17 protein-coding genes and 5 pseudogenes are annotated in these 23,355 nt (G+C 58.7%); 12 read left to right on the forward strand and 10 right to left on the reverse strand.

Features of this window, described 5'->3' with window-relative positions:
• Positions 1–228: 228 nt before the first annotated feature.
• The 4 genes and pseudogenes from ASD52_RS18245 to ASD52_RS37465 form a co-directional block, all read right to left on the reverse strand.
• Complete coding sequence (locus ASD52_RS18245) at positions 229–867, reverse strand: VOC family protein (protein ID WP_025428230.1); 639 nt, start codon at positions 865–867, stop codon at positions 229–231.
• A gap of 61 nt (positions 868–928) precedes the next feature.
• Entirely contained in the window at positions 929–2,284 is a 1,356-nt protein-coding gene (locus ASD52_RS18250) for an epoxide hydrolase family protein (RefSeq protein ID WP_082571841.1), read from the reverse strand.
• Positions 2,285–2,363: 79 nt separating this feature from the next.
• A complete protein-coding gene (locus ASD52_RS18255; protein ID WP_057220741.1) occupies positions 2,364–3,164 on the reverse strand; it encodes an SDR family oxidoreductase in 801 nt (266 codons plus the stop codon).
• Positions 3,165–3,465: 301 nt separating this feature from the next.
• Positions 3,466–3,627, reverse strand: a pseudogene (locus tag ASD52_RS37465) (type 1 glutamine amidotransferase domain-containing protein); the annotation flags it as partial.
• Positions 3,628–3,866: 239 nt separating this feature from the next.
• Here ASD52_RS37465 and ASD52_RS18265 point away from each other — a divergent pair.
• The 4 genes from ASD52_RS18265 to ASD52_RS18280 all read left to right on the forward strand — a co-directional run bounded on the left by ASD52_RS18265 (position 3,867) and on the right by ASD52_RS18280 (position 6,100).
• Positions 3,867–4,097: a hypothetical protein gene (locus tag ASD52_RS18265; RefSeq protein ID WP_156612993.1), complete on the forward strand. Its 231-nt coding sequence runs from the start codon at positions 3,867–3,869 to the stop codon at positions 4,095–4,097.
• Positions 4,098–4,153: 56 nt separating this feature from the next.
• Positions 4,154–4,492, forward strand: coding sequence for a hypothetical protein (locus ASD52_RS18270; protein WP_025428225.1), 339 nt, complete (start codon positions 4,154–4,156; stop codon positions 4,490–4,492).
• Positions 4,493–5,120: 628 nt separating this feature from the next.
• On the forward strand, positions 5,121–5,522 hold the full coding sequence (locus ASD52_RS18275) for a cupin domain-containing protein (RefSeq protein WP_057225106.1): 402 nt from the start codon (positions 5,121–5,123) through the stop codon (positions 5,520–5,522).
• A gap of 134 nt (positions 5,523–5,656) precedes the next feature.
• Positions 5,657–6,100: a carboxymuconolactone decarboxylase family protein gene (locus ASD52_RS18280; RefSeq protein WP_025428223.1), complete on the forward strand. Its 444-nt coding sequence runs from the start codon at positions 5,657–5,659 to the stop codon at positions 6,098–6,100.
• 290 nt (positions 6,101–6,390) lie between these two features.
• On the opposite strand, the pseudogene ASD52_RS37470 reads toward ASD52_RS18280, so the two are convergent.
• Together ASD52_RS37470 and ASD52_RS18290 are read right to left on the reverse strand one after the other, a co-directional pair.
• A pseudogene (locus ASD52_RS37470) lies at positions 6,391–6,642 on the reverse strand (adenylate/guanylate cyclase domain-containing protein); the annotation flags it as partial.
• A 130-nt stretch (positions 6,643–6,772) separates the two neighbouring features.
• Positions 6,773–7,543, reverse strand: a complete 771-nt coding sequence (locus ASD52_RS18290; RefSeq protein WP_025428221.1) for a glucose 1-dehydrogenase — start codon at positions 7,541–7,543, stop codon at positions 6,773–6,775.
• Between the two features lie 210 nt (positions 7,544–7,753).
• On the opposite strand from ASD52_RS18290, the pseudogene ASD52_RS40095 reads away from it, so the two are divergent.
• The 7 genes and pseudogenes from ASD52_RS40095 to ASD52_RS18320 all read left to right on the forward strand — a co-directional run.
• A pseudogene (locus ASD52_RS40095) lies at positions 7,754–8,117 on the forward strand (L-lactate permease); the annotation flags it as partial.
• 356 nt (positions 8,118–8,473) lie between these two features.
• The gene (locus tag ASD52_RS18295; RefSeq protein ID WP_057225128.1) at positions 8,474–9,130 is read left to right on the forward strand and encodes a CBS domain-containing protein; all 657 of its coding nucleotides are present in this window, start codon (positions 8,474–8,476) and stop codon (positions 9,128–9,130) included.
• A 225-nt stretch (positions 9,131–9,355) separates the two neighbouring features.
• Positions 9,356–11,785, forward strand: coding sequence for a phosphoketolase family protein (locus tag ASD52_RS18300; RefSeq protein ID WP_057225130.1), 2,430 nt, complete (start codon positions 9,356–9,358; stop codon positions 11,783–11,785).
• A 95-nt stretch (positions 11,786–11,880) separates the two neighbouring features.
• The gene (locus tag ASD52_RS18305) at positions 11,881–15,750 is read left to right on the forward strand and encodes a glycosyl transferase (RefSeq protein ID WP_057225108.1); all 3,870 of its coding nucleotides are present in this window, start codon (positions 11,881–11,883) and stop codon (positions 15,748–15,750) included.
• A gap of 4 nt (positions 15,751–15,754) precedes the next feature.
• Positions 15,755–17,074: a glucoamylase family protein gene (locus ASD52_RS18310; protein ID WP_057225110.1), complete on the forward strand. Its 1,320-nt coding sequence runs from the start codon at positions 15,755–15,757 to the stop codon at positions 17,072–17,074.
• Between the two features lie 549 nt (positions 17,075–17,623).
• Positions 17,624–19,312, forward strand: a complete 1,689-nt coding sequence (locus ASD52_RS18315; RefSeq protein WP_057225112.1) for an SbmA/BacA-like family transporter — start codon at positions 17,624–17,626, stop codon at positions 19,310–19,312.
• 85 nt (positions 19,313–19,397) lie between these two features.
• A pseudogene (locus ASD52_RS18320) lies at positions 19,398–19,697 on the forward strand (DDE-type integrase/transposase/recombinase); the annotation flags it as partial.
• Between the two features lie 12 nt (positions 19,698–19,709).
• Here ASD52_RS18320 and ASD52_RS18325 read toward each other — a convergent pair.
• The 4 genes from ASD52_RS18325 to ASD52_RS38535 all read right to left on the reverse strand — a co-directional run bounded on the left by ASD52_RS18325 (position 19,710) and on the right by ASD52_RS38535 (position 22,995).
• Positions 19,710–21,794 carry a recombinase family protein gene (locus ASD52_RS18325; protein WP_025428947.1) on the reverse strand — a complete coding sequence of 695 codons (2,085 nt, stop codon included), beginning with the start codon at positions 21,792–21,794 and terminating at the stop codon, positions 19,710–19,712.
• Positions 21,784–22,053: a hypothetical protein gene (locus ASD52_RS40100; protein WP_057225114.1), complete on the reverse strand. Its 270-nt coding sequence runs from the start codon at positions 22,051–22,053 to the stop codon at positions 21,784–21,786. The genes ASD52_RS18325 and ASD52_RS40100 overlap by 11 nt, the downstream gene beginning before the upstream one ends.
• Positions 22,054–22,075: 22 nt before the next feature.
• Positions 22,076–22,528 carry a helix-turn-helix domain-containing protein gene (locus ASD52_RS40105; protein WP_025428949.1) on the reverse strand — a complete coding sequence of 151 codons (453 nt, stop codon included), beginning with the start codon at positions 22,526–22,528 and terminating at the stop codon, positions 22,076–22,078.
• 203 nt (positions 22,529–22,731) lie between these two features.
• Positions 22,732–22,995: a DUF5372 family protein gene (locus ASD52_RS38535; RefSeq protein ID WP_156612994.1), complete on the reverse strand. Its 264-nt coding sequence runs from the start codon at positions 22,993–22,995 to the stop codon at positions 22,732–22,734.
• Between the two features lie 44 nt (positions 22,996–23,039).
• On the opposite strand from ASD52_RS38535, the pseudogene ASD52_RS18340 reads away from it, so the two are divergent.
• Positions 23,040–23,228 (forward strand): annotated as a pseudogene (locus tag ASD52_RS18340) (integrase core domain-containing protein); the annotation flags it as partial.
• Positions 23,229–23,355: the final 127 nt, after the last annotated feature.

The following is a 23,355-nucleotide window of genomic DNA, read 5'->3' on the forward strand; positions in this document are numbered from 1 at the left end:
AGAAGCGCCCTCGTCCGCACGCGAAGTGGATGTTGCATACATTGACGGACGCCAGCAGCGGATCTTCGACGACGCTATCATCCGTGCCCCGCAAGAAGGCACGGCGCCTCGTCGGGAACCGGATGCCGTCCGCCTCATCGTAGTCGTAGACGCCCTGCGACAAGATGCAGACGGGTACGCAATCCGGTTTTCGGTGGATTGCGTACCCGAATACGGCCTCGCGGAGGGTTACAACGGTAGCGGCTTGCCGGCCTGCTCCTGTACGATGTAGTCGGCGTACCAGTCCGGCCAGTTCTCATCATGCTTGCCGCCGGTTCGCTTTTCGTGCTCGCCGTGGGCGGCTGCCGCGCGCCGTAGCGCGCCTGCGAGTTCGCTCGACGAGGTGAATGTCGTGATGTCCGTGTCGACGCGTCCAGGCAATCGTTCGGTGACCTCCTGGAGCAGCCAGCCGTTGCCGTCCGGATCGGCGAACGAGGCGGAGGAGCGGTAGCTGCGCCGTTCCGGATCCCTGCCGCTGATTGGCGGCTGCCCAGGACCGGCGCGGTGGATGATCTCGCTCACGTCGGCGCCGCGACCGATGAGTTCGGCGCGGGCAGCTTCGATATCCGAGACGACGAGATACAGCCCGCGTGCCGATCCGGGTGCCGCCGACGTCAGCCCTGTGCCGAAGTGGATCGAGCTCGGTGATCCCGGCGGTGTGAACTGTACGACCCGGAATGTGTCACCGACCGCGAAGTCGGCGTCGAGCCTCCAACCCAGGCCGTCATAAAAGCGTTTTGCGCGGTCAACGTCCGAAACAGGGATAACAACGACCTCAAGTTTCAGGTCGACCGTTTGCAGTTTGAGGGTTTTGGTTGCAATGGTCATGGCTTTTTCCTTGTGGCTGGGAAGGCGGCGCGCCAATGGCGCCCCTTCTTTCTCAAATCGACTAACGCAGCGACCTGAAGGAGACTCGCAACTCTTCAGTGAAGACTTCCGGCTGTTCCCAGGCCGCAAAGTGCCCGCCCTTAGGCAGACGATTGTAGTGGATCAGCTTCGGAAAGGCTTTCTCAGTCCAACTGCGGGGGGCGGTGTAGATTTCGTCAGGAAAAGCACTCACCGCGACCGGGATGGTCACGCCCTTGGGCGCGAAGAAAGCGAGCTTGCTTTCCCAGAAGAGACGGCCCGAAGACAGCCCCGTGTTCGTCAGCCAGTAGAGCGTGATGTTGTCGAGGATGTCATCGCGCGTCAGCCCTTCACTAGCCCCGTCAAAGACGCGGCCGATCAGCTTCTGGCTCTCCGGATCATGATCAATCATCCATGCGGTAAGGGCGATGGGTGAATCGTCCAGGCCGTAGAGTGTCTGTGGCCGGGCTCCCATTTCCAACGCGTAGCCGACACGATGCTTGTAGAAGAAATCGAGCTGCTTCCACGCGTACTCCTCGTCGGCCGTCAGGCCCGTCGGCTGCGGACCGCCGGCCAGCGCCGCGGAAATGTTATCGGGAAGCGTGCCGGGCATGTTGGTGTGGATGCCAAGCAGCCCTTCAGGCTTCTGTAGCGCCATCTGCTCGTTAACTGCGTCACCCCAGTCGCCGCCCTGCGCGACATATTTCTTGTAACCCAGGCGGTCCATCAGAACGGCCCAGGCCCGTGCGATACGCTGCGGATCCCAGCCGAGCTCGGTGGGCTTGCCGGAAAAGCCGTACCCGGGGATTGATGGAATTATGACATCAAACGCATCGGCTGCGGTACCGCCGTGCGCTGTCGGATTGGTCAACGGATCGATGATCTTCAGCTGCTCGATGATCGAGCCGGGCCAACCATGTGTAATGATAACCGGCAGCGCGTTCGGGTGCTTCGACTTCACCTGAATGAAGTGGATATCGACGCCGTCGATGTTCCTCACGAACTGAGGCAAGGCGTTCAACCTCGCCTCCACCTTTCGCCAGTCGTGCTGGTTGGCCCAATAGTCGGCAAGCTTCCGCATCGTGGCCAGTCGCACGCCCTGAGTATCGTCCGTGACCAGCTCCTGATCGGGCCACTTGGTTGCGACGATGCGCCGCTTGAGATCGGCAAGGGCCTCGTCGGCTGCACGGAACTGGAATGGACGAATGGTTTCGTCGACAGCCGGCTGGGCATCGGACGCACCGTTTACGGAAGCCTGCGCAACCTGGATGCCGCTGCGCGCAGAAGAACTCGTTTCGGCGTGAGCGACGACCGCGGGAAGAAAAATTGCGATCGTTCCAGCGAGTGCATAGGCGGCAAGGCGATTGCGCTTGCCAATTATCGAATAGGATCTCGACATGATCATTCTCCTTGTTTCGAGGATCGGCGAGACGCCGCCGACATAGGCGTGCATTTCAGTGGGTCGCTGAAGACCGGAATTACCCTGCGGCTCGATATCGAACAGCAGGCGCGCTGAGCGAAAGGTTCGGCATGAGCTTTTGCCGCGCCGCTTCGTAAGCCTCCCAGTCGCGTGCGTCCGGAAGCGCCGGAATGGTGACCAACTCGCCGAGGTCAAAGCCTGCAAGCGAGGCATCCACCATATCCTCGGCGGACATGACGATCTCGGTCGGCACATGTTCCAGGGGCGTCCCGGCGATGCCCCAGAAATCGGTCGCCGTGGCACCCGGAAGAACGGCCTGGACGCGGATATTGTTGTCGGCAAGCTCCTTCTGGAGCGACAGGGTGAAGGCCAGCACGAAGGCTTTGCTCCCGCCATACACACCATTCAGCAGCTCCGGTGCGATACCGACGATCGAGGCGATGTTGATGATCGCGCCGGTGCCACGCTTCACGAAGCCGGGCACCGCAGCATAGGTCAACCGCGTCAGCGCATTGACGTTCAGCGTGATTAGCTCTTCCATCTTGTCGATATCGGACGCCAACAGCGGGGCGGTCGCACCGACGCCGGCATTGTTGACCAGCGTGGTTATGCTGGCATCGGTATGTAGCACTTGCTCTACGCGACCGAGATCGTCCTTGTTGCCGAGGTCCGCTCCGATCACTTCGACAGCGCGACCTGTCTCGTCGGTGAGCCGCTTGGCGAGCGCATTGAGACGCGCCTTGTTGCGGGCCACGAGGATCAGGTCATAGCCCCGGCGCGCCAGCCGATCGGCGTAAATCGCGCCGATACCAGAAGAAGCGCCGGTAATCAGTGCGGTATCCTTCGAATTCCCAGTCATGACAATCTCCATCAGGTTGAATTTCCAGCCCTGATGTTAAGACGAAGCCCGCCCGTCTCAAATGTCGTATATCCGTCAATTTAGGACGCGCGCCCAGCGCCCGGCTCGAATACGAGGAGCGTTCAGCGCGCGGGCACGAAGGATGGCGGTCGGCTCGCTTGAACTCTTTCAGCGCAAGCGCGACACAGCAGACGACATCCTGTCGTCTGACTGCTTCACGGGGCCGTCTTCGACGATCTCGACCAGCGTTATGATCCGATTGGCCGGCGGACAGGCTTGGCACGTGGGCGCCGGACCGCAACTAGGCCTGCAGAAACGTCAGCAGCGTCATGGTAGCACAGCCGGACGAAGCCGGGTTCTGGCCGATAACCAGCCGATCGTCCATGACGGTAAAATCGGCCCATTCGCCAGCTTTTTCATAATGGCCGCCCAGACGTTTCAGTTCGTCCTCGACGAGGAAGGGCCTCGTGACCAACAAATCCTCGCTTCGGTCCACTCAAGTACAGGCTGTCCTATCCTCGGGTGTAGCCTTCCCTCTCCCTTGATCCGATCGACCGCCAACATCCGTCAACATAGACTCCGCCACGTGACACGTCTCAATCACGCAAAACAGGAGCGCATCATGTCGCAGGCAGAGCTGGTCGCCTGGTATGACCTGCACCGCTCGAAGGCGACGCCGAAAAACGACTGGAGCTGATGGCCATGGCCTCGGATGAGGCCACCCCGCGCGCCTGCGCGCTGCTGTGTCAGAATGCCCTCGCCGTCCTGCGGGTAGCGACGCTCATTGGTACCTTCTTGCGCGACGGCGTCGGCTTCTGGCCTGGTGACGGGTTTGTGCGCAGCCCCTATGGCTGCGGCTCGCATCCGTTGGCCGCTTTGCGCCACAAGCGGTCGTCCTATGCCTCGCAAGATTTATGGGGCCGGCACGGGTGATTTCCGACGCGTAGAGTGTAATCTGGCAAACCGTCCAGCACGTGGAGAGAGCGCCAATGCCCCGTTTTCTTGCCGTTTACACCATGAAGCCCGAAGACCTCGCCTCCTTTCGGAGGCTGCCCAAGGCCGAGCAGGACGCGATCGACGCCGTCGGCATAGAACAGTGGGCCGCGTGGGAGAACAGAAACGCCGCATCCATCCTTGATCGTGGTGGCATGGTCGGCAAGACGACGCGTATAACGAAGGACGGTGTCGCCAACGCCGTGAACCCCTTCTGCGGTTACCTTGTCGTCGAAGCGGAAACCATCGACGCTGCGGCACGGCTGTTCAAAGACCACCCGCACATCACCGTGTTTCCAGGTGACGGCGTAGATATCATGCCCTTTTTAACATGAACTCCTCCGGGTCAGCATCAGCCGTCGGCGGTTCCCCCATCTGAGGCGGCGGAGGCCGCGAACGGCAGCTTATGGCAAGAAGCAATCGTTGGTGGCATTAGCTACATAATTCCTCAAACTCCGATGGTAGGACTCTGATAGATTGCCTCCGGCTGGCCAACGCCACGATCAGGATCTGGCCAGCCGACATGATCTGTTGGCCGAAGGCATCGCAGCTTCGATCGAAATCGTCCGCTTTTAGCGCATTCCCTCGCCCGTCGACGGCCGATGCGCAGGGCCGCAATTAAACGCGGTCAACGTCTCAAGACATTTGCCACAAGATCCCAGGAATGCGGAAGAAATTGATCTTCAAGTTCATATGCATAGGCAGCATTGGTGGCCTTCGCTACCGTAACTGCGTACGGTTCGTATCGGCTAGTTGGATTGCTAGGGCAAACTGGCGGAAGGTCTAGGACCACCTACCCCTTCGTCGAGAGCAAACATCGTGAGAACAGCGCCCTGGGGCGATCGCCCGTTGCGCGTGATCTGATTACGCATTGCAGCGCAATACCGTCCCGATCTCTTGCGGCCTTTCCCAGGCGATCTCTTTTTTTGTGCCGCGGTCGCCAGAACCACCAAGGAGACCAAAATGAAGTCCATCCTACGCACCATGCTCGTTTCGGCCATTATCGGCTTCGGGATCTTGCCAGTCGCGGCTGAAGACGGCGCAAAGGTCACGCCATTGATGTCCAAGGATTTGCAAGACTATCCGGGAAAAGAGGGACTGATGCTGTCCGTAGAGTATCAGCCAGGCGGCTCCTCACCCGTCCACCGACACGAAGCCCACGCATTCGTGTACGTGCTGGAGGGCTCGATCGTCATGCAGGTTAAGGGCGGCGAAGAAGTCACCGTTGCTCCTGGAGAAACCTACTACGAGGGCCCCTCCGATATTCACCTGGTCAGCCGGAACGCGAGCAAGACGAGCCCGGCCAAGTTCATCGTAGTCCTGCTCAAGAAGAAGGACACGCCCGCTGTTATTCCAGTGGAGTGATCGCGGCGAATATCGCGAAGCGGATCACCCCCATGGGACGACGGCCTGCTTCCCAAGTTCGTCACGTGCGAGCTCGCAACTGCACATTCGATGCATCTCACAGTCGATACTGATCAACGAGAAGGAAAGAGACCATGCAACCTCGTCAAAACGACTACTTCAAACTTGCGGAACCAGGCGTCAAACACCTCTTCGCGCTTGAGGGCGCTCTCAAAAACGGTCCGCTGGAGCCGAAACTGCTACACCTTGTCAAGTTGCGCGCATCACAAATCAATTCGTGTGTGTTCTGCATTCATCTGCACACCACAGAAGCCCTCAAAGACGGGGAAGAGCCCATGCGCCTCTATTTGCTGACGGGGTGGCGTGAGGCAACGCTTTACTCCCCGCGCGAGCGTGCTGCTCTCGCCTGGACGGAAGCGCTGACCAACCTCGCGCAGACTGGCGCTCCCGACGATGATTGGGCGCTGATTGAGGCTGCATTTACGGCAGAAGAGCGGTCCTGGTTGTCTCTTGCCATCGGTGCGATCAATCTTTGGAATCGGCTTCAGGTAGGGTTCAGGGCTACTCATCCCGCTTAACGGCTCAACGTGCGCCACTGACACGGCGTCTTTGTGGCGTGGCGGTCCGAGCCGCCGCGCCTTTCTTGTCGGTTCGAGCCCGGAACGCATCATGAACCCCACGAGCCTCGAACCAACACTCGAAGAAATGCTGTATCGCATCAAGCAGCCGCGGGCATGGCAGCGCCTGTCGAAAACGAGAACCAGCCGGCGCATGAACTGCGCGCCATAGAGAGCGATCCGACCGAGGCCAGGGCCCCACCCGCTGATCCTGGCGCCAGCCGGTCCGCCGCCGCCAGCTCCACATCACTCCCGATCTTGACCCGGATCCGCTGGTCCTCGGTGACGGCGGCATTCCGTTCCGCCAGCCCACGCTGCAGCGAGACGGCGCATTCCACGGCGTCCACCACGCTGCCAAATTTGGCGCGCATCCCGTCGCCCATAAGCTTGAAAATCTGGCCGTGATGGCGGGCAATCTCCGGCTCAAACAGTTCCTTGCGTCCCGCACGAAGGCGCTCGAAACGACCGCCCTCAACAGCGCTTCTGGGGAACCCGCGTTTCATCCAACACTTCTACTGAACGCCCCAGGCAGTCCTTCGGTGCGATGTCCCATGTGAGCCCGATTGTTCGTGTGCCTCCCGCAAGTCGCTTGCAATGTGAGAGCCGTCGTCGAGGACAGCCCCACTCCCCACCTCAGGCGACGGACCATCCACCGTCCACCAGCAGGTTCGCGCCGGTGATTAGGCTCGCAGCTGGTGACGCAAGGAAGACCACGGCACCCACTACATCGTCGGTTTCACCGATCCGGCCGAGTGGAATGTGACCGAGCGTCGCTTGGCGATTGTCGGGATCGGATAGAAAAGGTGCGGTGCCATCGGTGTGGATGAAGGTCGGCGATACGGTATTTACCGTTACGTTGTAGCGCGCCCACTCGGCTGCAAGGCAGCGCGTCAGGTGATTAATCGCCGCCTTGCTCATGCAATAGATCGCCTCGCCGCGCAGTGCCACTGTACCGGCCTGCGAGCTGATGTTGATGATCCGGCCCTCTTTACGCTCGATCATGTGCCGACCTATTGCCTGCGTCATCAGAAAGGTGCCCTTGATGTTGACATCGAGTATCTGGTCAAGGTCCTTTTCCTCAACGAGTTCCGCGAGATTGCCCGGAGCCACTCCGACATTGTTGATGAGGACGTCGATCCGACCGAACGTTGTAAGGGCCGCATCCACTGCTTGTGCGATATGCGCCTTATTGGGAATGTCTAGCTCAACCGGGAGGACTTTGCCTCCGGCGCTCTCGAGTTCGCCAACCAGGCCAGCCGACGCCGCGATGTCGCGGACGCCCAGCACGATATCGGACCCTGCTGCGGCACAGGCAATTGCGCAAGCACGACCGATGCCACGGCTCGCTCCCGTCACGAACGTCACTTTGCCGTCAAGGCTGAAATCCGGCGCGTTCTTCTGCATTATGATACCTCCCTTGATAAAGCTCATTCATGGCAGCGTCGAAATGCGGATGCCAGACTTTCAACGCATGTTGCGGAGCATCCCTTGACCACGTCCGCAAGGGCCGACCATAGAAACTCTGCTCTTGAAGGGTTTCGAACCGCTGACCTTCGCTTCAGCGCGCTGCTTTGATTGGGTTCTCATCCGTAGCCAAGAAGTTTACAACAGAACCTGCTGGCGCTTGGGTTTGTCACACGATACTCTGGAACCGACGCGTCACTCGGGCTGGCCTTTGCCAAGACCGGGGTCCTTTATTCGTTCATCGGGGGCGCTCGTCAGCTCGCTCGGTGTCGCGCTGACGGGCTCCGACGCCTCGCCCAACGGCGTCCGCCAATAGATCGGATGGGCAAAATGATCGACGCCCAGAGCACCGTGGTCGCGCCCACCGCCACCAAGATGTACGGACAGGAAGGGGACGACCCTCCGCTTCGTCTTCTTCCATAGCCTTGCACTTACTTACCTCGTTGGCGTGCTCGTGTTCAGCCAAGCAACAAGCTCTCCCGCATCGTGGAATCCGCATGCAGTCGCAGCGTGAAGATTCTACTTGCAGTGATTGCAATGGTTGCTTGCGCGAGCAACCATAACGACACCCCGGCTCGAACTTTCCCACAAGGCAACGAACATCCTTGAAAATGGCACTGTCTGACAGGGTTTGGGATCGTCGTCGCAACGTGCGTAGGTTTGAAACGCATCTGGGCGATGATAGGCATGCTCGGATGGTTGCAGAGGCAGACGCCGGCCGCGCAGCCGGAAGAGGCCTCAGACGTTTCAAACGCAAACGCACGTCCAACGGGAAGCCGTGTCGAGCGGCTTGTCTCGTTTCTGCAATGGGTTTACTTTGTCGCCGCAATAGACGCGGATGCGCGCCAGTCACTTAGAGTTGGGACCGAAATGCTCGTCAAAGATGTCATGACATCGACGATCGTAAGCGTGTCGCCTGACAACAGTGTCAGACAGGCTGCCATGACCATGTTGAGCCATCATATAAGCGGCATTCCGGTCATTGACGGGGATGGGCATCTCCTCGGCATCATCAGCGAAGGTGACCTGATACGCAGAACGGAACTGGGTGGAGCAATGTTTGCCTCCGCTGAGGATTTGGCAGCGCCCGCCGAAGACAGAGCCAATGCGTATGTGAGGCGCAGCTCCTGGAGAGTTGCGGAGGCAATGACGCCTGCTCCAGTGACAATCGACGAAGATGCGTCACTTCTGCAGGCCGCAAGGCTGATGCAAAAGCACGGCGTCAAGCGCATACCCGTCATCAGACATGGCGAACTTGTCGGAATTGTCAGCCGAGCCGATTTGCTGCAGGCGATCGCCACAGCCAAACTGGATGGGACACCTTCAGGCGATGAAGCCATTCAGCGCAGTGTCATGGTTCGGCTCCGGGAAAACACTGGCCTCGAAGCGTTCGACATCAAGATCGCAGTAACCAACGGGATCGTGCATCTGTCTGGCGCCGTTGCGATACCCGAATGCAGGCGCGCTGCCCGTATCGTTGCCGAGAGCGTTCAGGGCGTCCAGGGGGTCGTCGATCATTTCACCTAAACCGACAAGGTGAGGTTTCTGAGATCGTCGATCCGCACCGACTTTTGACGACAGCGCCGTCGTCGTTGCGTATGCGTCAGGCGAAATGCATTTGGCGTTTTCGCCGGACCGAGGCACTGCCTGTTTCCAATCGGGCTTGAAGCAGGCTCTGTCTGCATAAAAACGACTTCGCGACAATAAATCCGACTTCATAGGGAGACTTCGATGGCTTCGCATGAGACGGAAATGACCGGAAAAAATCAACCAACGAACCCACCTCTTTCAACGGAAGATCTTCGACTAATCGACGCTTACTGGCGGGCATCCAATTACCTGTCGGTAGGCCAGATATACTTGCTCGACAATCCCCTCCTGCGAGAACCGCTAAAACGCGAGCACATCAAACCACGCCTGCTCGGGCACTGGGGAACTTCTCCCGGCCTGAACATGCTCTACGTCCACCTGAACCGGGTGATCAAACGCGATAATCTCGACATGATCTACGTGATCGGCCCTGGCCACGGGGGGCCGTCCCTGGTCGCGCACGCCTATCTGGAAGGGACCTACAGCGAATTCTATCCGAATATCAGCCAGGACAGGGAGGGTATGCAACGGCTCTTCAAGCAGTTCAGCTTTCCCGGTGGCATTCCAAGTCACGTCGCACCTGAAACTCCGGGCAGTATCCACGAGGGCGGCGAACTGGGGTACGCTCTTAGCCATGCTTACGGGGCGGCATTCGACAATCCGGAGCTGATCGTTGCCTGTGTCGTGGGCGACGGCGAGGCGGAGACCGGCCCGTTGGCGACGGGGTGGCAGAGCAACAAATTTCTCAACCCGGCGCGCGATGGCTGCGTCCTGCCGATCCTTCACCTCAACGGGTACAAGATCGCCAACCCATGCTTTCTAGCTCGCATTCCCGAGGATGAACTGCGAAAATTCTTCGAAGGAATGGGCTATGAACCCTATTTCGTTGAGGGCCATAGCCCGGAGAACGTCCACCAACAACTGGCCGGCACGCTCGACACCATCGTGGCCAGGATCAAGCACATCTGGGCTGATGCGCGCACCAACGGCAATCTAAAGCGCCCGGCCTGGCCAATGATCGTCTTTCGCACGCCGAAGGGATGGACGTGTCCGAAAGAAATCGATGGCAAGAAATGCGAGGATTACTGGCGGGCACACCAAGTGCCGATGGGCGAGATGGATAAGCCAGAACATATCCGCATTCTCGAACAGTGGATGAAGAACTACCATCCTGAGGATCTGTTCGATGAAACGGGCAGGTTACTGCCCGAAATCGCTGCGTTGGCTCCGGCGGGCAACCGTCGAATGAGTGACAATCCGCATGCCAATGGCGGCCTGCGGCTTCGCAGCCTGAAGCTGCCTGCCTTCAGGGATTATGCCGTGGATGTTCCAAGCCCCGGTGCGACGACCGTTGAATCAGCGCGGGTGATGGGCAAATTCCTCCGCGACGTCATGAAGGCCAACATGGACAGCCAGAACTTCCGCCTGTTCAGCCCGGACGAAAACAATTCGAACCGATGGCAGGACGTGCTTGAGGTGACCGATCGCTGCTACATGGCCGAGATTTATGAGGACGACGATCATTTGTCGCCAGACGGTCGCGTCATGGAGGTCCTGAGCGAACATCAGTGCCAAGGGTGGCTGGAAGGCTACCTTCTCACCGGCCGCCATGGCTTCTTCTCCTGCTATGAAGCCTTCATCCATATAATAGACTCGATGTTCAACCAGCATGCCAAGTGGCTTAAAATCTGCAACGAGATCCCTTGGCGCAGGCCAATCGCTTCATTGAACTACTTTTTGAGTTCTCATGTCTGGCGACAGGACCACAACGGCTTCAGCCATCAGGATCCGGGTTTCATCGACCACGTCGTGAACAAGAAGGCCGACGTGATCCGGGTCTACCTTCCGCCGGACGCCAACACGCTTCTGTCGGTGACAGATCACTGCCTGCGAAGCCGCAACTACGTCAACGTCGTGATTGCTGGAAAGCAGCCTTCACCGCAATGGCTTACGATGCCCGAGGCGGTCAGGCATTGCAGCATGGGCGTGAGCATCTGGGACTGGGCCAGCAATGACAGGGGAAGCGAGCCCGATGTCGTAATGGCCTGCTGCGGTGACGTTCCTACCCTCGAGACGCTGGCGGCAGTCCAATTGATGCGCGAGCACCTGCCCGAGTTGAAGATACGTGTCGTCAACGTCGTGAACTTGATGAAGCTTCAGCCTCCCGAAGAACACCCGCACGGCTTGTCAGACGGGGACTTCGACGCGCTCTTTACCAGAGACAAGCCGATCATCTTCGCCTTCCACGGCTATCCATGGCTGATCCACCGGCTCACCTACAGGAGGGCCAACCATGGAAACCTGCATGTGCGCGGATACAAGGAGGAAGGAACGACGACAACCCCGTTCGATATGGTTGTCCTCAACGAGCTCGATCGCTTTCACCTCGTCGGCGATGTCATCGACAGACTTCCTCAGTTGGGTGCACGCGCCGCGTACTTTAAACAGGCCATTCAGGCGAAGCTCATTGAGCACCGTGAGTACATTCAGGAGCATGGCGACGACATGCCCTCGATCGTCGGATGGAAATGGGGCACGCAGCCACAACCTGACGTGACCCGGAAAACCTCGACTGAGGGAGACAATCTATGATGGGCCGGCGAAATGACCGGAAGTTCCGGCAGAGTTTTGCCGCACCACGATAGAACACTGCAATACCCGACGCATCTTGAAACGAGAATAGCGGCATGGGTTCGATCACTGGAAAGAGTTCATCGGCAGCTATCGGCACTCCGATCGATGGCCGTGCCGTGGCGTTGCTTTCCAACGGCGCGTACAGCGTCCTGCTGACATCCGCGGGTGCGGGTTATGGATCCTGGCGGGACATTGACGTCACTCGTTGGAGAGAGGACGGGACGCGCGATTGTTGGGGACAGTTCTGTTATGTTCGCGATCTCACGGACAAGAGCTACTTCTCCGCAGGCAAACAACCGGCTTTTCGCCTGGAGAATACCTACGAACACTCTTTTCGAGGCGATCGCGCTGAGTTCCGATGCTGCGCCGGAGACATCGTCGTTGCGTGGTCAGTCTGCGTGGCGCCCGACAGCAACGCGGAGGTGAGACTGTTCGATGTTACTAATCAGGGTACCAAGCCCAGAGACCTGGAACTGACCAGCTACGCGGAAATCTGCCTGAACAATCGTCGCGCGGATTCGGCCCACCCCGCATTTGCCAAGCTCTTCATTGAGACCCGGTTCGATGCCAAAACCGGCGCATTATTTGCGCGCCGTCGCCCGCGTAGTCCCGAAGACGCGCCGCTCTGGGCAGTCCACGTTTCCGCCCTGAGTACGACAGCACTCGGCCCTCTGGAATTCGAGACAGATCGGCGAAGATTTTTGGGGAGAGGCCGCACGACGGCAAACCCGTTGGCTTTGTCTGACGAGGCAGCGCAACTCTCAGGAACGACGGGACCCGTGCTGGATCCGATCTTCTGTTTGAGACGGCGTGTCCGTGTCCCACCGGGCAGCACCGTACGCGTCGCATTCACAACCGGTGCTGCCGATAGCGCCGCTACGGCGATGGCAATCGCCGAGCGATACTCGAGTATCAGCGAAGCCGAAAACGCATTTTTGCAAGTCGGGGTGGCCCTCGATCAAACGTCTGTTGATCCGGACGTGACCGAAGGTGAGATAGATGTCGCTTACAGTCTGATAAACAACATCGTGTTTGCCAACCCGTCTGCCCGTCCGTCGGGCGCCGTTCTGGCGAAGCCGATGAGCAGAACCGCGCTGACGTCCAGGGGAATTCATAGCGATCCGCAGATCGTCGTCGTAACGCTTGAGGAAAACAGCGATGGCGCGTTGTTGGACGAAGTGCTGCGCGCGCACAGATTCATTTCGCGTCGAGGGCTCCGGTTCAATCTTGTTCTTGTCGATGGTCGTGATGCGCAAGCGTGTCTAGAACTGGCGGCGGCTCTCGCCGGACCACAGGCAGAGTTCCTTGGAAAGCCAGGTGGAATACATCTCGTGCCTGCGGCCACACTTTCAGAAATGGAAACAACCACCCTCGCCGCCGCGGCACGTGTCAGTCTTTCGAGCGGCAATGGCTCTCTGGGCGACCAACTCAAGAGCGGTCGGCGAATAGCGATATCGCACGAAGCATCACCCATAATCCGCCGCGCATCGATCCAACGGTTCACCGAAGCGGACACGAACCTGCAGCATTGGAATGGTTTCGGTGGCTTCAGCGCTGACGGACGCGAATACGTCATCCACGTGAATGGCGCGAAAAAACAGACGCCGATGCCGTGGTGCAATGTGATCGCCAACCCGGAATTCGGCTGCCTGACCAGCGAGAGCGGCCTTGGCTACACCTGGGCAGGAAACAGCCAGCTAAATCGCCTGACGCCGTGGTCAAACGATCCGATTTCAGACCCGCCGGGCGAAGTCATCTATTTGCGTGACGAGGACAGCGCTGAGTATTGGACGCCGACGCCATTGCCATTGGGTGCCGGGGAAACCGCTACGGTCCGGCATGGACCGGGGTACAGCTGCTATGAGAGCGACATTGGGTCCCTGCATCAGGAATTGACGGTGCATGTCTCCTCCAAGGATCCCGTCAAGATCATTCGGCTTGAACTTCGAAACGGCGGCGATCGACCACGCCGACTGACGGCGACATACTACGTGGAATGGGTGCTTGGCTCGCTGCGTGAAGACGCAATCACGCACGTCCTGTGCGAACACGATCCTCGTTCCGGGGCAATTATCGCGAGAAATGCGTGGGAGGGGTGGTTTTCCGACAAACTGGTATTTGCAGGTGCGAACAGACCAGTGCGTTCGGCCACCTGCAGTCGCTCGCAGTTCCTTGGCGCGCTCGGCTCGATAACCCGACCAGCATGGCTGGCGAACCAAAGTCAGGAAGACGATCTCCATTCGCCCTGTGATCCGTGCGCCGCATTGACGGTGGAAGTCGTGATCGCGCCGAATGAAAGTTCGCAGGTCGTCTTCGTTCTTGGACAGGGCGACAGTCTCGATCACGTTCGAGCTCTCATGGGGGATTATTGTCAACCGAGACGGGCCCAAGATGATCTGGATATCGCATCGCGCAAGTGGGCCGACATTCTTGAAACGATAGCAGTCAGGACGCCTGATAACCGTTTCGATCTAATGATGAACCACTGGCTGCTGTATCAGGTTCTTTCCTGTCGTGTTTGGGCACGCTCGGCATTCTATCAGTCCGGAGGCGCCTACGGCTTTCGTGATCAACTCCAAGACGTGATGGCTCTGGTATACGCCGCTCCGAGCGAAACACGTTTGCAGATTTTGCGTGCGTCCTCTCGTCAGTTCTGGGAGGGAGACGTCCAGCATTGGTGGCATCCTCCATCGGGTGTGGGCGTGCGCACCCGGATGACCGACGATCTCTACTTCCTCCCGCTCGTGGCTCATCACTACGTTTCGACGACGGGCGATGCCAGTGTGTTGGACGAGGTGGTACCGTACATCACATCGCCGGTGCTCAACGATGATGAACACGAAGCATACGGCGAGCCCGGCGTCAGCGAGAAGGTGGGCACCGTCTATGATCATTGTCTTCGCGCATTACACCATGGGTTCCGTCTCGGTCGCCACGGGTTACCGCTCATGGGGACTGGCGACTGGAACGACGGAATGAATCGGGTCGGCTCTGACGGCAAGGGTGAGAGTGTCTGGAACGGATGGTTCTTCCTGACGGTGCTGAACGCCTTCTCCGAAATTGCAGATGAACGCGGTGACGACGTAAACGCGTCATGGTGCAGGGAAAGCGCCGAACAGTTGCGAATGGCCCTGGAGGCCAATGCATGGGACGGAGCATGGTATCGACGCGCCTATTTCGATGACGGTACTCCACTTGGCTCCTCCCGGAACGACGAGTGTCAGATCGATGCCATTCCGCAGGCATGGGCGGTCATCTCAGGCGTTGCCAACGAAGAGCGCGCTTCAAAGGCAATGTCGGCGGTCTGGGATCGGCTCGTTCGCGCGGACGACAAGCTCATCCAATTGTTTGATCCGCCATTCGACAAGGGAAAGCTGCAGCCAGGTTATATAAAAGGTTACGTCCCCGGAATACGCGAAAATGGAGGCCAGTATACGCATGCCGCAGCATGGGTGGTGCTCGCGACCGCATTGCGCGGCGACGGCGACCGCGCCTTTTGGCTTTGGAACTTGATCAACCCGATTACTCATGGCCTGTCGGAAGAAGACGTCCAACGCTACATGGTCGAACCCTATGTCGTCAGCGCAGATGTCTACGGCGCAGCCCCGCATACCGGACGCGGTGGCTGGACCTGGTACACAGGATCCGCCGCTTGGCTCTATCGTGTCGGGCTCGAAGCTCTTTTGGGCATTCGACGCGAGGAGCAGCATCTGTCGATCGATCCGTGCATCCCCAAGAGCTGGCCCGGTTACGAACTTGATTTCAGGCTCGGATCGGCCACGTATCGCCTCAAGGTGGATAACGCAGCGGGCACAGGCCGAGGTGTACGCGCGCTGGTGATGGACGGCAGGCAGTTCACTGGCGGAAAGGTGCCGTTTGTCGACGACGGTCGTGTCCACGACGTCCAAGTCGCCCTTGGATAACGATATGTCCGAGCTGCTGTCGACCGATCCGGAACTTCACCGAATGCCGAGCGAGCAGGATCTCGGTCGGCTGCAGTTTACGACGCTCCTTTACTACCTGCATTGCACTAACCCGGACAACGGGTTGGTGCGAGACAAGACAGCGCCCGACGCCCCAGCAAGCATAGCTGCGGTTGGCATGGCGCTCGCGACAATTCCAGTCGTGGTGGAACGCGGGATCATCATCCGCCAGTTCGCTGCAAAGATCGCCCGACGTCGGTTAGAATTCCTGTTGTCGTGCCCGCAGGGCCAGGAGCCGGACGCCTCGGGTTACAAGGGCTTCTTCTACCACTTTCTCGACATCGAGAGCGGCCGTCGGGTGTGGCAATGTGAACTCTCCACGATCGACTCGGCGTTTCTTTTCGCCGGGGCACTCACTGTGGGAGCCTACTTTGACGGCGCCGACGCAGACGAGGTTGAAGTTCGCCGCCTGGCTAAAGCGCTTTACGAGCGAGCCGACTGGGGTTGGGCTTGCGATCACGGGCTCACGCTCACGCACGGTTGGAGGCCAGAGAGCGGTTTTATCCCTTATCGTTGGCGCGGATACGACGAGGGCCTCCTGCTCTACATCCTCGGACTTGGCTCGCCCACATACCCGTTACCTTCGGAATCTTATGCCGCCTACACCGAGAGTTATGAATGGCGAAACATCTACGGCCGAGAGCTACTCTATTCAGGCCCACTTTTCACTCATCAGCTGTCACACATGTGGATCGATTTTCGGGGCATTCGCGACGATTTCATGCGGGATCATAACAGCGACTACTTTCTAAACAGCCGCAGCGCCACCTTTGTCCATCAGGAATACGCGATGCGCAACCCGAAGAACTATGCAGGCTACGGAGAGCATTGTTGGGGTTTTACGGCGAGCGACGGTCCAGGTTGGGTGACAAAAAGTGTGAATGGGATTGAGCGTGAATTTTACGACTACATAGCGCGCGGCGCCCCCTTTGGGCCGGACGACGGGACGGTATGTCCTTGGGTAGTGGTGGCTTCGCTACCATTTGCACCCGAGATCGTCGTTCCTACCGTGAGACATTTCGCGCAAATGGAACTAGGGATGACCCGTCTCTATGGATTTAAACCGTCCTTCAATTCGTCGTTTCCTATCGAGGGAAAGCCGACCGAGCCGTGGGTCAGTCCATTTCACTTCGGCATCGATCAGGGTCCTGTCGTGCTCATGATCGAAAATTTCAGGACCGGCCTGATCTGGAATATCATGCGACAGTGTCAACCCATTGTCAGGGGTCTGCGTAAAGCAGGTTTCTCGGGAGGATGGTTATAGAATGTTGGCGCCCCGTTGCTTTCGGCGAGGCATTTCTGACAGCCGAGCGCAAGTGTGGCCCGCCCTTCGCCCCGCTGTCGGCGCGTTGAAACTTGCAGCTCGCCTCGACGTGGCTGGCATTCGCCGCCGAGTGCAGCATATCGCGTCCGCTATGCGCCGCTGCGACTACTGTACACCGCGAAACACGCTGGCTGATCCGGATGGTGCTGCCGCTGGATCTGCTCGGCGAAGACAGCGCCCAAACCCATGACGACGGCCCTATTGCCTCGGTGAAAAAAAGCGGGCTGACGGCACATCGCAAGACGACGGCGCCACGTTGCTCAAGCGATGCCGTGTCAGGCGGTCATCGAAGGTGGGTTGAAGATCCACGGGAAAAATGGGTCCGCAAGGCTTGTGCAACGACATCGAGGTCGAGTGCGTGAAGGCAGAGAATGCATGACCATCGATCATCCGGGTTGGCGCCGGACGTTTTCGCTATCTGGCTGTTGCGGTCGCCAACCGGGAGCTTCTTGACGGTATCGGCCCGTTTGAGCGGGCAAGGGGACGGATATGGAACAGCAGCAAATTCCGTTCAAGGTAACCGTAGCTAGCTTCATACGCACCATAAGGATTTTTGTGGGCTCCGAGGTCGGGCTCAAAGCAAAGCTCATGTTCGGCGGCCTGATAATGCTGCTATGCGGGCTAAGCGCTCTTAACGTTGTGAACAACTACGTCGGACGAAACTTCATAACTGCCATCGCCGAACGCCAGATGGCCGAGTTCATACGGCAGGCGATTTTTTACATCGCTGTTTTCGCCGTTCTCACCGTCGTCGGTGTCCTTGCCCGATTTGCCGAAGAACGACTGGCGTTGCTCTGGCGCGATTTCCTTACCCGCCGCATTGTCAATCTCTATCTGGATGACGAGGCTTACTATCGTCTGGACGTCTCCGGGAGACTTACTCATCCGGACCAGCGAATAGCCGATGACGTGCGCGCGTTCACCGTCACCACACTCTCTTTCGTCATTATGCTGTTCAGCAGCACGCTCACCGTGGTGACCTTTTCCGGCGTGCTGTGGACGATCAGCCCGCTGCTTTTTGGCGTGGCTGTCCTTTATGCGGCGTGCGGCTCGTACATGACGATCGCCCTGGGGCGGCCCCTAATTTCTCTGAACTACGATCGGCTCGATAAGGAGGCCACCTTCCGGTCTGGACTCATTCACGTTCGCGAAAACGCTGCGTCCATCATGCTAACGCGTGGTGAGAAGCGACAGAAAGTAAGGGTGCTGCATAGGCTTGACGATCTGATCGCAAACATACGCCGCATTACTGCCGTCAACCGCAACCTGGGATTCTTTACCGGCGGCTACAACTGGATGATTCAAATCGTGCCGGACTTAATCATCGCGCCGGCATTCATAAGAGGAGACATTGAGTTCGGTGTCGTCACCCAGTCCGGGGCAGCGTTCGCTATGCTTGTTGGCGGGTTCTCGTTGATTGTCCGACAGTTTAATTCGATCTCGAATTTTGCGGCCGTGGTCTCTCGTCTGAGCTCTCTGCATGAGGAGATCTCAAGGTCCCATGAAATAGAATCGGGAATCGAGTTCTTTGAACGGGACGGGCCCCTGATGTGCGAAGGGCTGACTTTAGCCTCAACGACGGACGCAGAGTCCCCTCTTCTGAGGGACTTGTCGGTATCGATTCCGGTCGGGATCCGGGTATTGATAACTGGCTCCAGCCACGAACCAGGTGCGGCGTTGTTCAGGGCGATGGCTCAGATTCCGACCCCGGGTACCGGGCGCATCGTTCGCCCCGCTGGCACCCTCTTTCTATCGCAACGGCCATACCTGCCATCCGGTCCCCTTCGTGACGTATTGATCACCCCTGAAAAAGAAGGCGAAATCTCGGATCACCTCTTGCTCAGCACGTTGCATGACCTTGGGCTCGAACGGGTCGCGAACCAAGTGGGCGGGCTAGATGCCGAGCGCGATTGGGAAAAGGAACTGTCCCTGAGAGAACAGCAGCTTTTAGGCCTTGCGAATATTCTTCTCTCAGCGCCGCGCTTCGTCGTCCTGGATCAAGCTGAGATGACATTGGGGCCTGCTTTGCTCGAAAAGATAATGCATCTGCTGTCCGAGCGTTCGATCACCTGCATCCACTTCGGAAGAGCCGAAGGTGATCGTGCATCATATCAAGCCGTCCTCGAGTACGGTGTCGATGGTCAGTGGACATGGTCAATTGGTGAACACGCTTCCTAGACGAACCACAGTGCCGCGCGAGCACACTCTCCCCACCAGCGCACGAACAGCACAGTACGCGCGGCATCAGACGCAGCAAGTCGCCGCGAACGGCTTCGAGATCGGCTGCGACAACAAGGAGAAGGTCCGCGTCGCCTTCGCCCTCGACTGCTGCGACCGTGAAGCAATCGCCCATGTGGCCACCACGGAGGGCATCAAGAGCCAGGACGTGCAGGACCTCGTGATCACCGCCGTCGAGAACCGCTTCGGCCGCATCAATATGTTGTCCGAACCCATCGAATGGCTCACCGACAACGGCTCCTGCTTCATCGCCAAGGACACCGCATCCTTGCTCCGCGAGATCGGCATGGAACCGTGCACGACACCGGTGCGAAGCCCACAGTCGAAGGAGCAGACATCACGGTGCACCTTGTTGGATTGGTTGAGCGTCAATTAGCCTGGGTTTGCGGCTACCATAGCGACCGCCGATACCTTTTGCGAGTCTGACGTTTCCTGGAGGCTCATACAGGTAACGATGGTTGGTCGCATAACGGTGGCGCTTGAGAACGCCATCGCGACCGAGTTGGTGGACGGTTGTGGCGCTGACGCCAAGTTGACGAGCCACTTCCTCGCCGGTGAGCATGCCGCTCTCACGTAACCGTTCGAACCGGGTCTTCAACCCATATGCTCGACGAACGAGCATGACTTTTTTCAACGTAAATGGCTCATCGCGCCAATTGCGATGCCCGAGTGCGTTGAGACGACTGGCAATCTGTTGGTCGTTGTCGGTCTCTAGCAGTTCGTTGATCAGCGCTACGACCGCTTCCGGGGTCTTGCGGATCACTGCCATGGGGCGGGGACGAGCGACTGCCAGGCTTTGGGTGCGACCTCCGCGCCAGCGGATATGTATGTTGATCTGCTGATCAACCAACAGTGTGACGTCTTCGATGAGGAGACCAAGCATGCGTTTACGCTCGACCGCGCTCGTGCGTTCGTTGCTCCAGACGCTAGGAAAATCTGCGGCCAGCGCCCGGATCCGTTCCTGCGTAGGGCCGTCCAGCAATGATCGGTCTTTCTCGTGCTGACGCTCATGTTCGCGCTGAAGCGCATCGAGGTCGCGTAGCTTGCCATTCCAGTCCGCTTCGAGTGCGTCGGCAACCAAGCGGTTGTCGGGATCGACCTTCAGATAGCGACGGCGTGCGAGTTCAGCCTCATAGCGGGCGCGTTGTAACTGCTTGCCGCGCAGCGAGGCAGCTTGCTCGACACGTTGTGAGATCTCCTCCTGGACCGCCAGCGCGACCTCTATCGCCGTTGGTGCCATTGCTTCGAGCAGCAACGCGCTGACCGCGTCATCGATCGCTGGTCCCCTTGCCCATTGGCAGGTCTTTCCAGCGTGACGAACGACGGCCTCGTTGCAGACGTAATAGGGACGGAGTTTGCCCTCGAACTGTTCATAATGGACCCGCATGCGGGCGCCGCAGCGGCCGCACAAAACTCGTCCTTGCAGCAAGCCGTTGCCCTGGCGAGGCATACGACCCCGCAGGCCCGCAGAAAACCCGACTGCATTTTGTTGGAGGTTTGATTGATTACGCTCGAACTCAGCCCACGAGATATAGCCTTCGTGGGCCTGAGGGATGAGCACCTGCCATTCGGACCTCGGCATCTTCTGCTGTACGGACTTGAGCTTAGCATTATAGCCCGTGCGCGTGCGTCCATATGCGAAAGCGCCAGCGTATCGGGGATTGTGCAAGATCTGAAGCAGACGGGAGTGATCGATCTCGCTCCAAAGGACATCACCTTTGCCGATACCGCGCCGGATGCGCCGAGGAAACAGGATCTTCTCGCTACGCAGGCGGCGCACGACCGCGCAGGCTGATCCCGCCTCCCGGAAGGTATCGAACAACATGCGCACCGTATCCTGGATCTGGCGATCCGGATCGAGCACCACGCGCATATCAGGCGTGTAAACCAGTCCGATCGGCAACGGTAACTCGAGCTCGCCACGACGCGCCTTATTGAGAATGCCCCCTTGCAGTCGAGACTTCAGGATGTGCAGTTCGGCCTCACTCATCGTACCCTTCAGGCCGAGCAGCATACGATCGTTGAACGACGCCACATCGTAGACGCCATCTTCATCCATGATGAGCGTGCGCGACATGGCGGCCAATTCCAAAAGTCGGTGCCAGTCAGCATTGTTGCGAGCCAGGCGAGACACTTCCAGTCCCAGCACGATCCCTGCGTGGCCCATCGCGACCTCGCTCACCAAGCGCTGAAATCCGTCGCGGTCCTGCGACTGTGCACCGGAAAGGCCGAGGTCGTTGTCGATGACGTGGACGCGCTCAATCGGCCAACCCAACGCCACCGCCCGGTCCCGCAGTGCATATTGCCGCTTCGTGCTCTCGGTGTTCTCGAACACCTGACGAAGGGAGGATTGGCGGACGTAGAGAAATGCATCGCGCTGCAGGTGATTAGCACTAATCTTCATGGCATTATCAGTAGACATGGCTTCCTCCTGTCTCTGCTGCCAGCACCATATTGGCGAGCATGTGCACGAGCTGGCGATCGTGCGCGACCAGTAAAGTTGTCTTGAGCCGAGGCGCCGACTGCTGTCGCGCTATCGCGGGTTCATGTGGCGCGATCAGCACTGCCAGGCCGCGCCACAGTCCGTGAAAGACGATGGCGCCCATGCGCCTGGCGCAAGCCGTGCCACAAACAACATCGGCGCGGAGCGCTTCGTAAACATCCTTGCCGTTCGCCGGCATGGCGATTGCGTGCGTCCGCTCGTCACCGTTCTTTTTTTTTACGCGCCACTGCGCGTTCAATACTGCGAGGGTGGACGCTGACGCCCAGTCTCGTCTGCACCAGTTCCGCCAGCGAACGGGCCTGTAGTTCACCATTGGCATCGAGATGCTGCTCGACGAGACGCATGACCTCGCCAGTAAGCTTGTGGGCTGACTTCGGCCCGCGGGTGCGCGGCAAGAGGCCGACAATGCCATCGCGCTCGAACGCGGCCTCCGCTTGATAATAGGTCTGCCGAGACAACCCGAATAGCGCGGCGGCATCCGCTTTGTTGGTGCCGTCTTGGCGGGCGTGACGAAGCATCTCGTACTTCACTTGCACGAGATCGAGCGGATCGAAGAAACCTGCTTCCCGGAACCAGGGGGCGCGGACGACGTCGGGTCTGGGGTTGAGAGCGCCCATCTGGCGCAGGCGATCACGCTTGCTTTCTTTGGTCATAGGCGCCTCCTGTGTGTAACGTCAATTATGCCGCGATTAAGTTGAGTGTCAATTGGGTTATGTCGGCCATTTAGCCAAAATATCTGCATTATCATAATGCTTTTCATAAGGATCATAATGCTTTTCATAAGGAAGCCGCCGAAAACATTGCGGGAGCGGCATAATTACCTTGACATTCCCGGCATAATTTACTTGACGCATTCTCACTCTTCCTCCCGCCACTTGATGTGATCAATCAGTGACGCCAGCGCCCACAGATCCTCGGGGCGCGAAAAGGACCGACCTGCGGCGACCTGGCTGAACACGTCAGCATCGGTGACATCGGTCCACGAGGCCGGCAGCGAACGCAGTCGTCCTTGAGCGTCGTAGAACATGACGCGGTCTTCGCCCCAGTTCTGCTTTCGTGTCGCGAGAACGAAACGCTGGCCGCGCCAGGGGTGAAAGGGATGCGTGACTTCAAACTCTATCCGCGCTTGGCTAGCCGCACGACCTGCAGTCCTGGACTTGAAAGAACGGCATGGCCGAGGCGTTCGTCAAAACATTCAAGCGCGATTACGTCTCGGTGAATCCAACCCCCGACGCTGAAACCGTCATCGCTCAACTGCCGTTCTGGTTCGAGCATTACAACAATCTTCACCCGCATAGTGCTTTAGGATATCAATCGCCGCGCGAGTTCATCAGCTCGCAATCTCAAACCTGAGCATGTCCGGTCTTTTGGGGGCAACTCCAGCTTTCCGCGCCGTGCGATGATCGTATCCAACTCCCGAGCAAGCCGCAGCCCTGAGAGTGACGTGTCGGCGACTAGCGCCAAGCACTCACGGGTGAAG

The sequence above is a fragment of the Ensifer sp. Root142 genome, from assembly GCF_001426785.1.
GTDB classification, from domain to species: Bacteria; Pseudomonadota; Alphaproteobacteria; order Rhizobiales; family Rhizobiaceae; genus Ensifer; species Ensifer canadensis.

Excerpts from the sequence above, each read along its gene's own strand:
- ASD52_RS40100 (WP_057225114.1), bottom strand. The coding sequence starts at position 22,053 with ATGCCGGCGAACGGCAAGGATGTTTACGAAGCGCTCCGCGCCGATGTT.
- ASD52_RS18255 (WP_057220741.1), bottom strand. The coding sequence starts at position 3,164 with ATGACTGGGAATTCGAAGGATACCGCACTGATTACCGGCGCTTCTTCT.
- ASD52_RS18310 (WP_057225110.1), top strand. The coding sequence starts at position 15,755 with ATGTCCGAGCTGCTGTCGACCGATCCGGAACTTCACCGAATGCCGAGC.
- ASD52_RS18305 (WP_057225108.1), top strand. The coding sequence starts at position 11,881 with ATGGGTTCGATCACTGGAAAGAGTTCATCGGCAGCTATCGGCACTCCG.
- ASD52_RS18250 (WP_082571841.1), bottom strand. The coding sequence starts at position 2,284 with ATGTCGAGATCCTATTCGATAATTGGCAAGCGCAATCGCCTTGCCGCC.
- ASD52_RS18265 (WP_156612993.1), top strand. The coding sequence starts at position 3,867 with ATGGCCTCGGATGAGGCCACCCCGCGCGCCTGCGCGCTGCTGTGTCAG.
- ASD52_RS18275 (WP_057225106.1), top strand. The coding sequence starts at position 5,121 with ATGAAGTCCATCCTACGCACCATGCTCGTTTCGGCCATTATCGGCTTC.
- ASD52_RS18245 (WP_025428230.1), bottom strand. The coding sequence starts at position 867 with ATGACCATTGCAACCAAAACCCTCAAACTGCAAACGGTCGACCTGAAA.
- ASD52_RS18325 (WP_025428947.1), bottom strand. The coding sequence starts at position 21,794 with ATGTCTACTGATAATGCCATGAAGATTAGTGCTAATCACCTGCAGCGC.
- ASD52_RS18295 (WP_057225128.1), top strand. The coding sequence starts at position 8,474 with ATGCTCGTCAAAGATGTCATGACATCGACGATCGTAAGCGTGTCGCCT.
- ASD52_RS18270 (WP_025428225.1), top strand. The coding sequence starts at position 4,154 with ATGCCCCGTTTTCTTGCCGTTTACACCATGAAGCCCGAAGACCTCGCC.
- ASD52_RS18300 (WP_057225130.1), top strand. The coding sequence starts at position 9,356 with ATGACCGGAAAAAATCAACCAACGAACCCACCTCTTTCAACGGAAGAT.
- ASD52_RS18280 (WP_025428223.1), top strand. The coding sequence starts at position 5,657 with ATGCAACCTCGTCAAAACGACTACTTCAAACTTGCGGAACCAGGCGTC.
- ASD52_RS18315 (WP_057225112.1), top strand. The coding sequence starts at position 17,624 with ATGGAACAGCAGCAAATTCCGTTCAAGGTAACCGTAGCTAGCTTCATA.
- ASD52_RS40105 (WP_025428949.1), bottom strand. The coding sequence starts at position 22,528 with ATGACCAAAGAAAGCAAGCGTGATCGCCTGCGCCAGATGGGCGCTCTC.
- ASD52_RS18290 (WP_025428221.1), bottom strand. The coding sequence starts at position 7,543 with ATGCAGAAGAACGCGCCGGATTTCAGCCTTGACGGCAAAGTGACGTTC.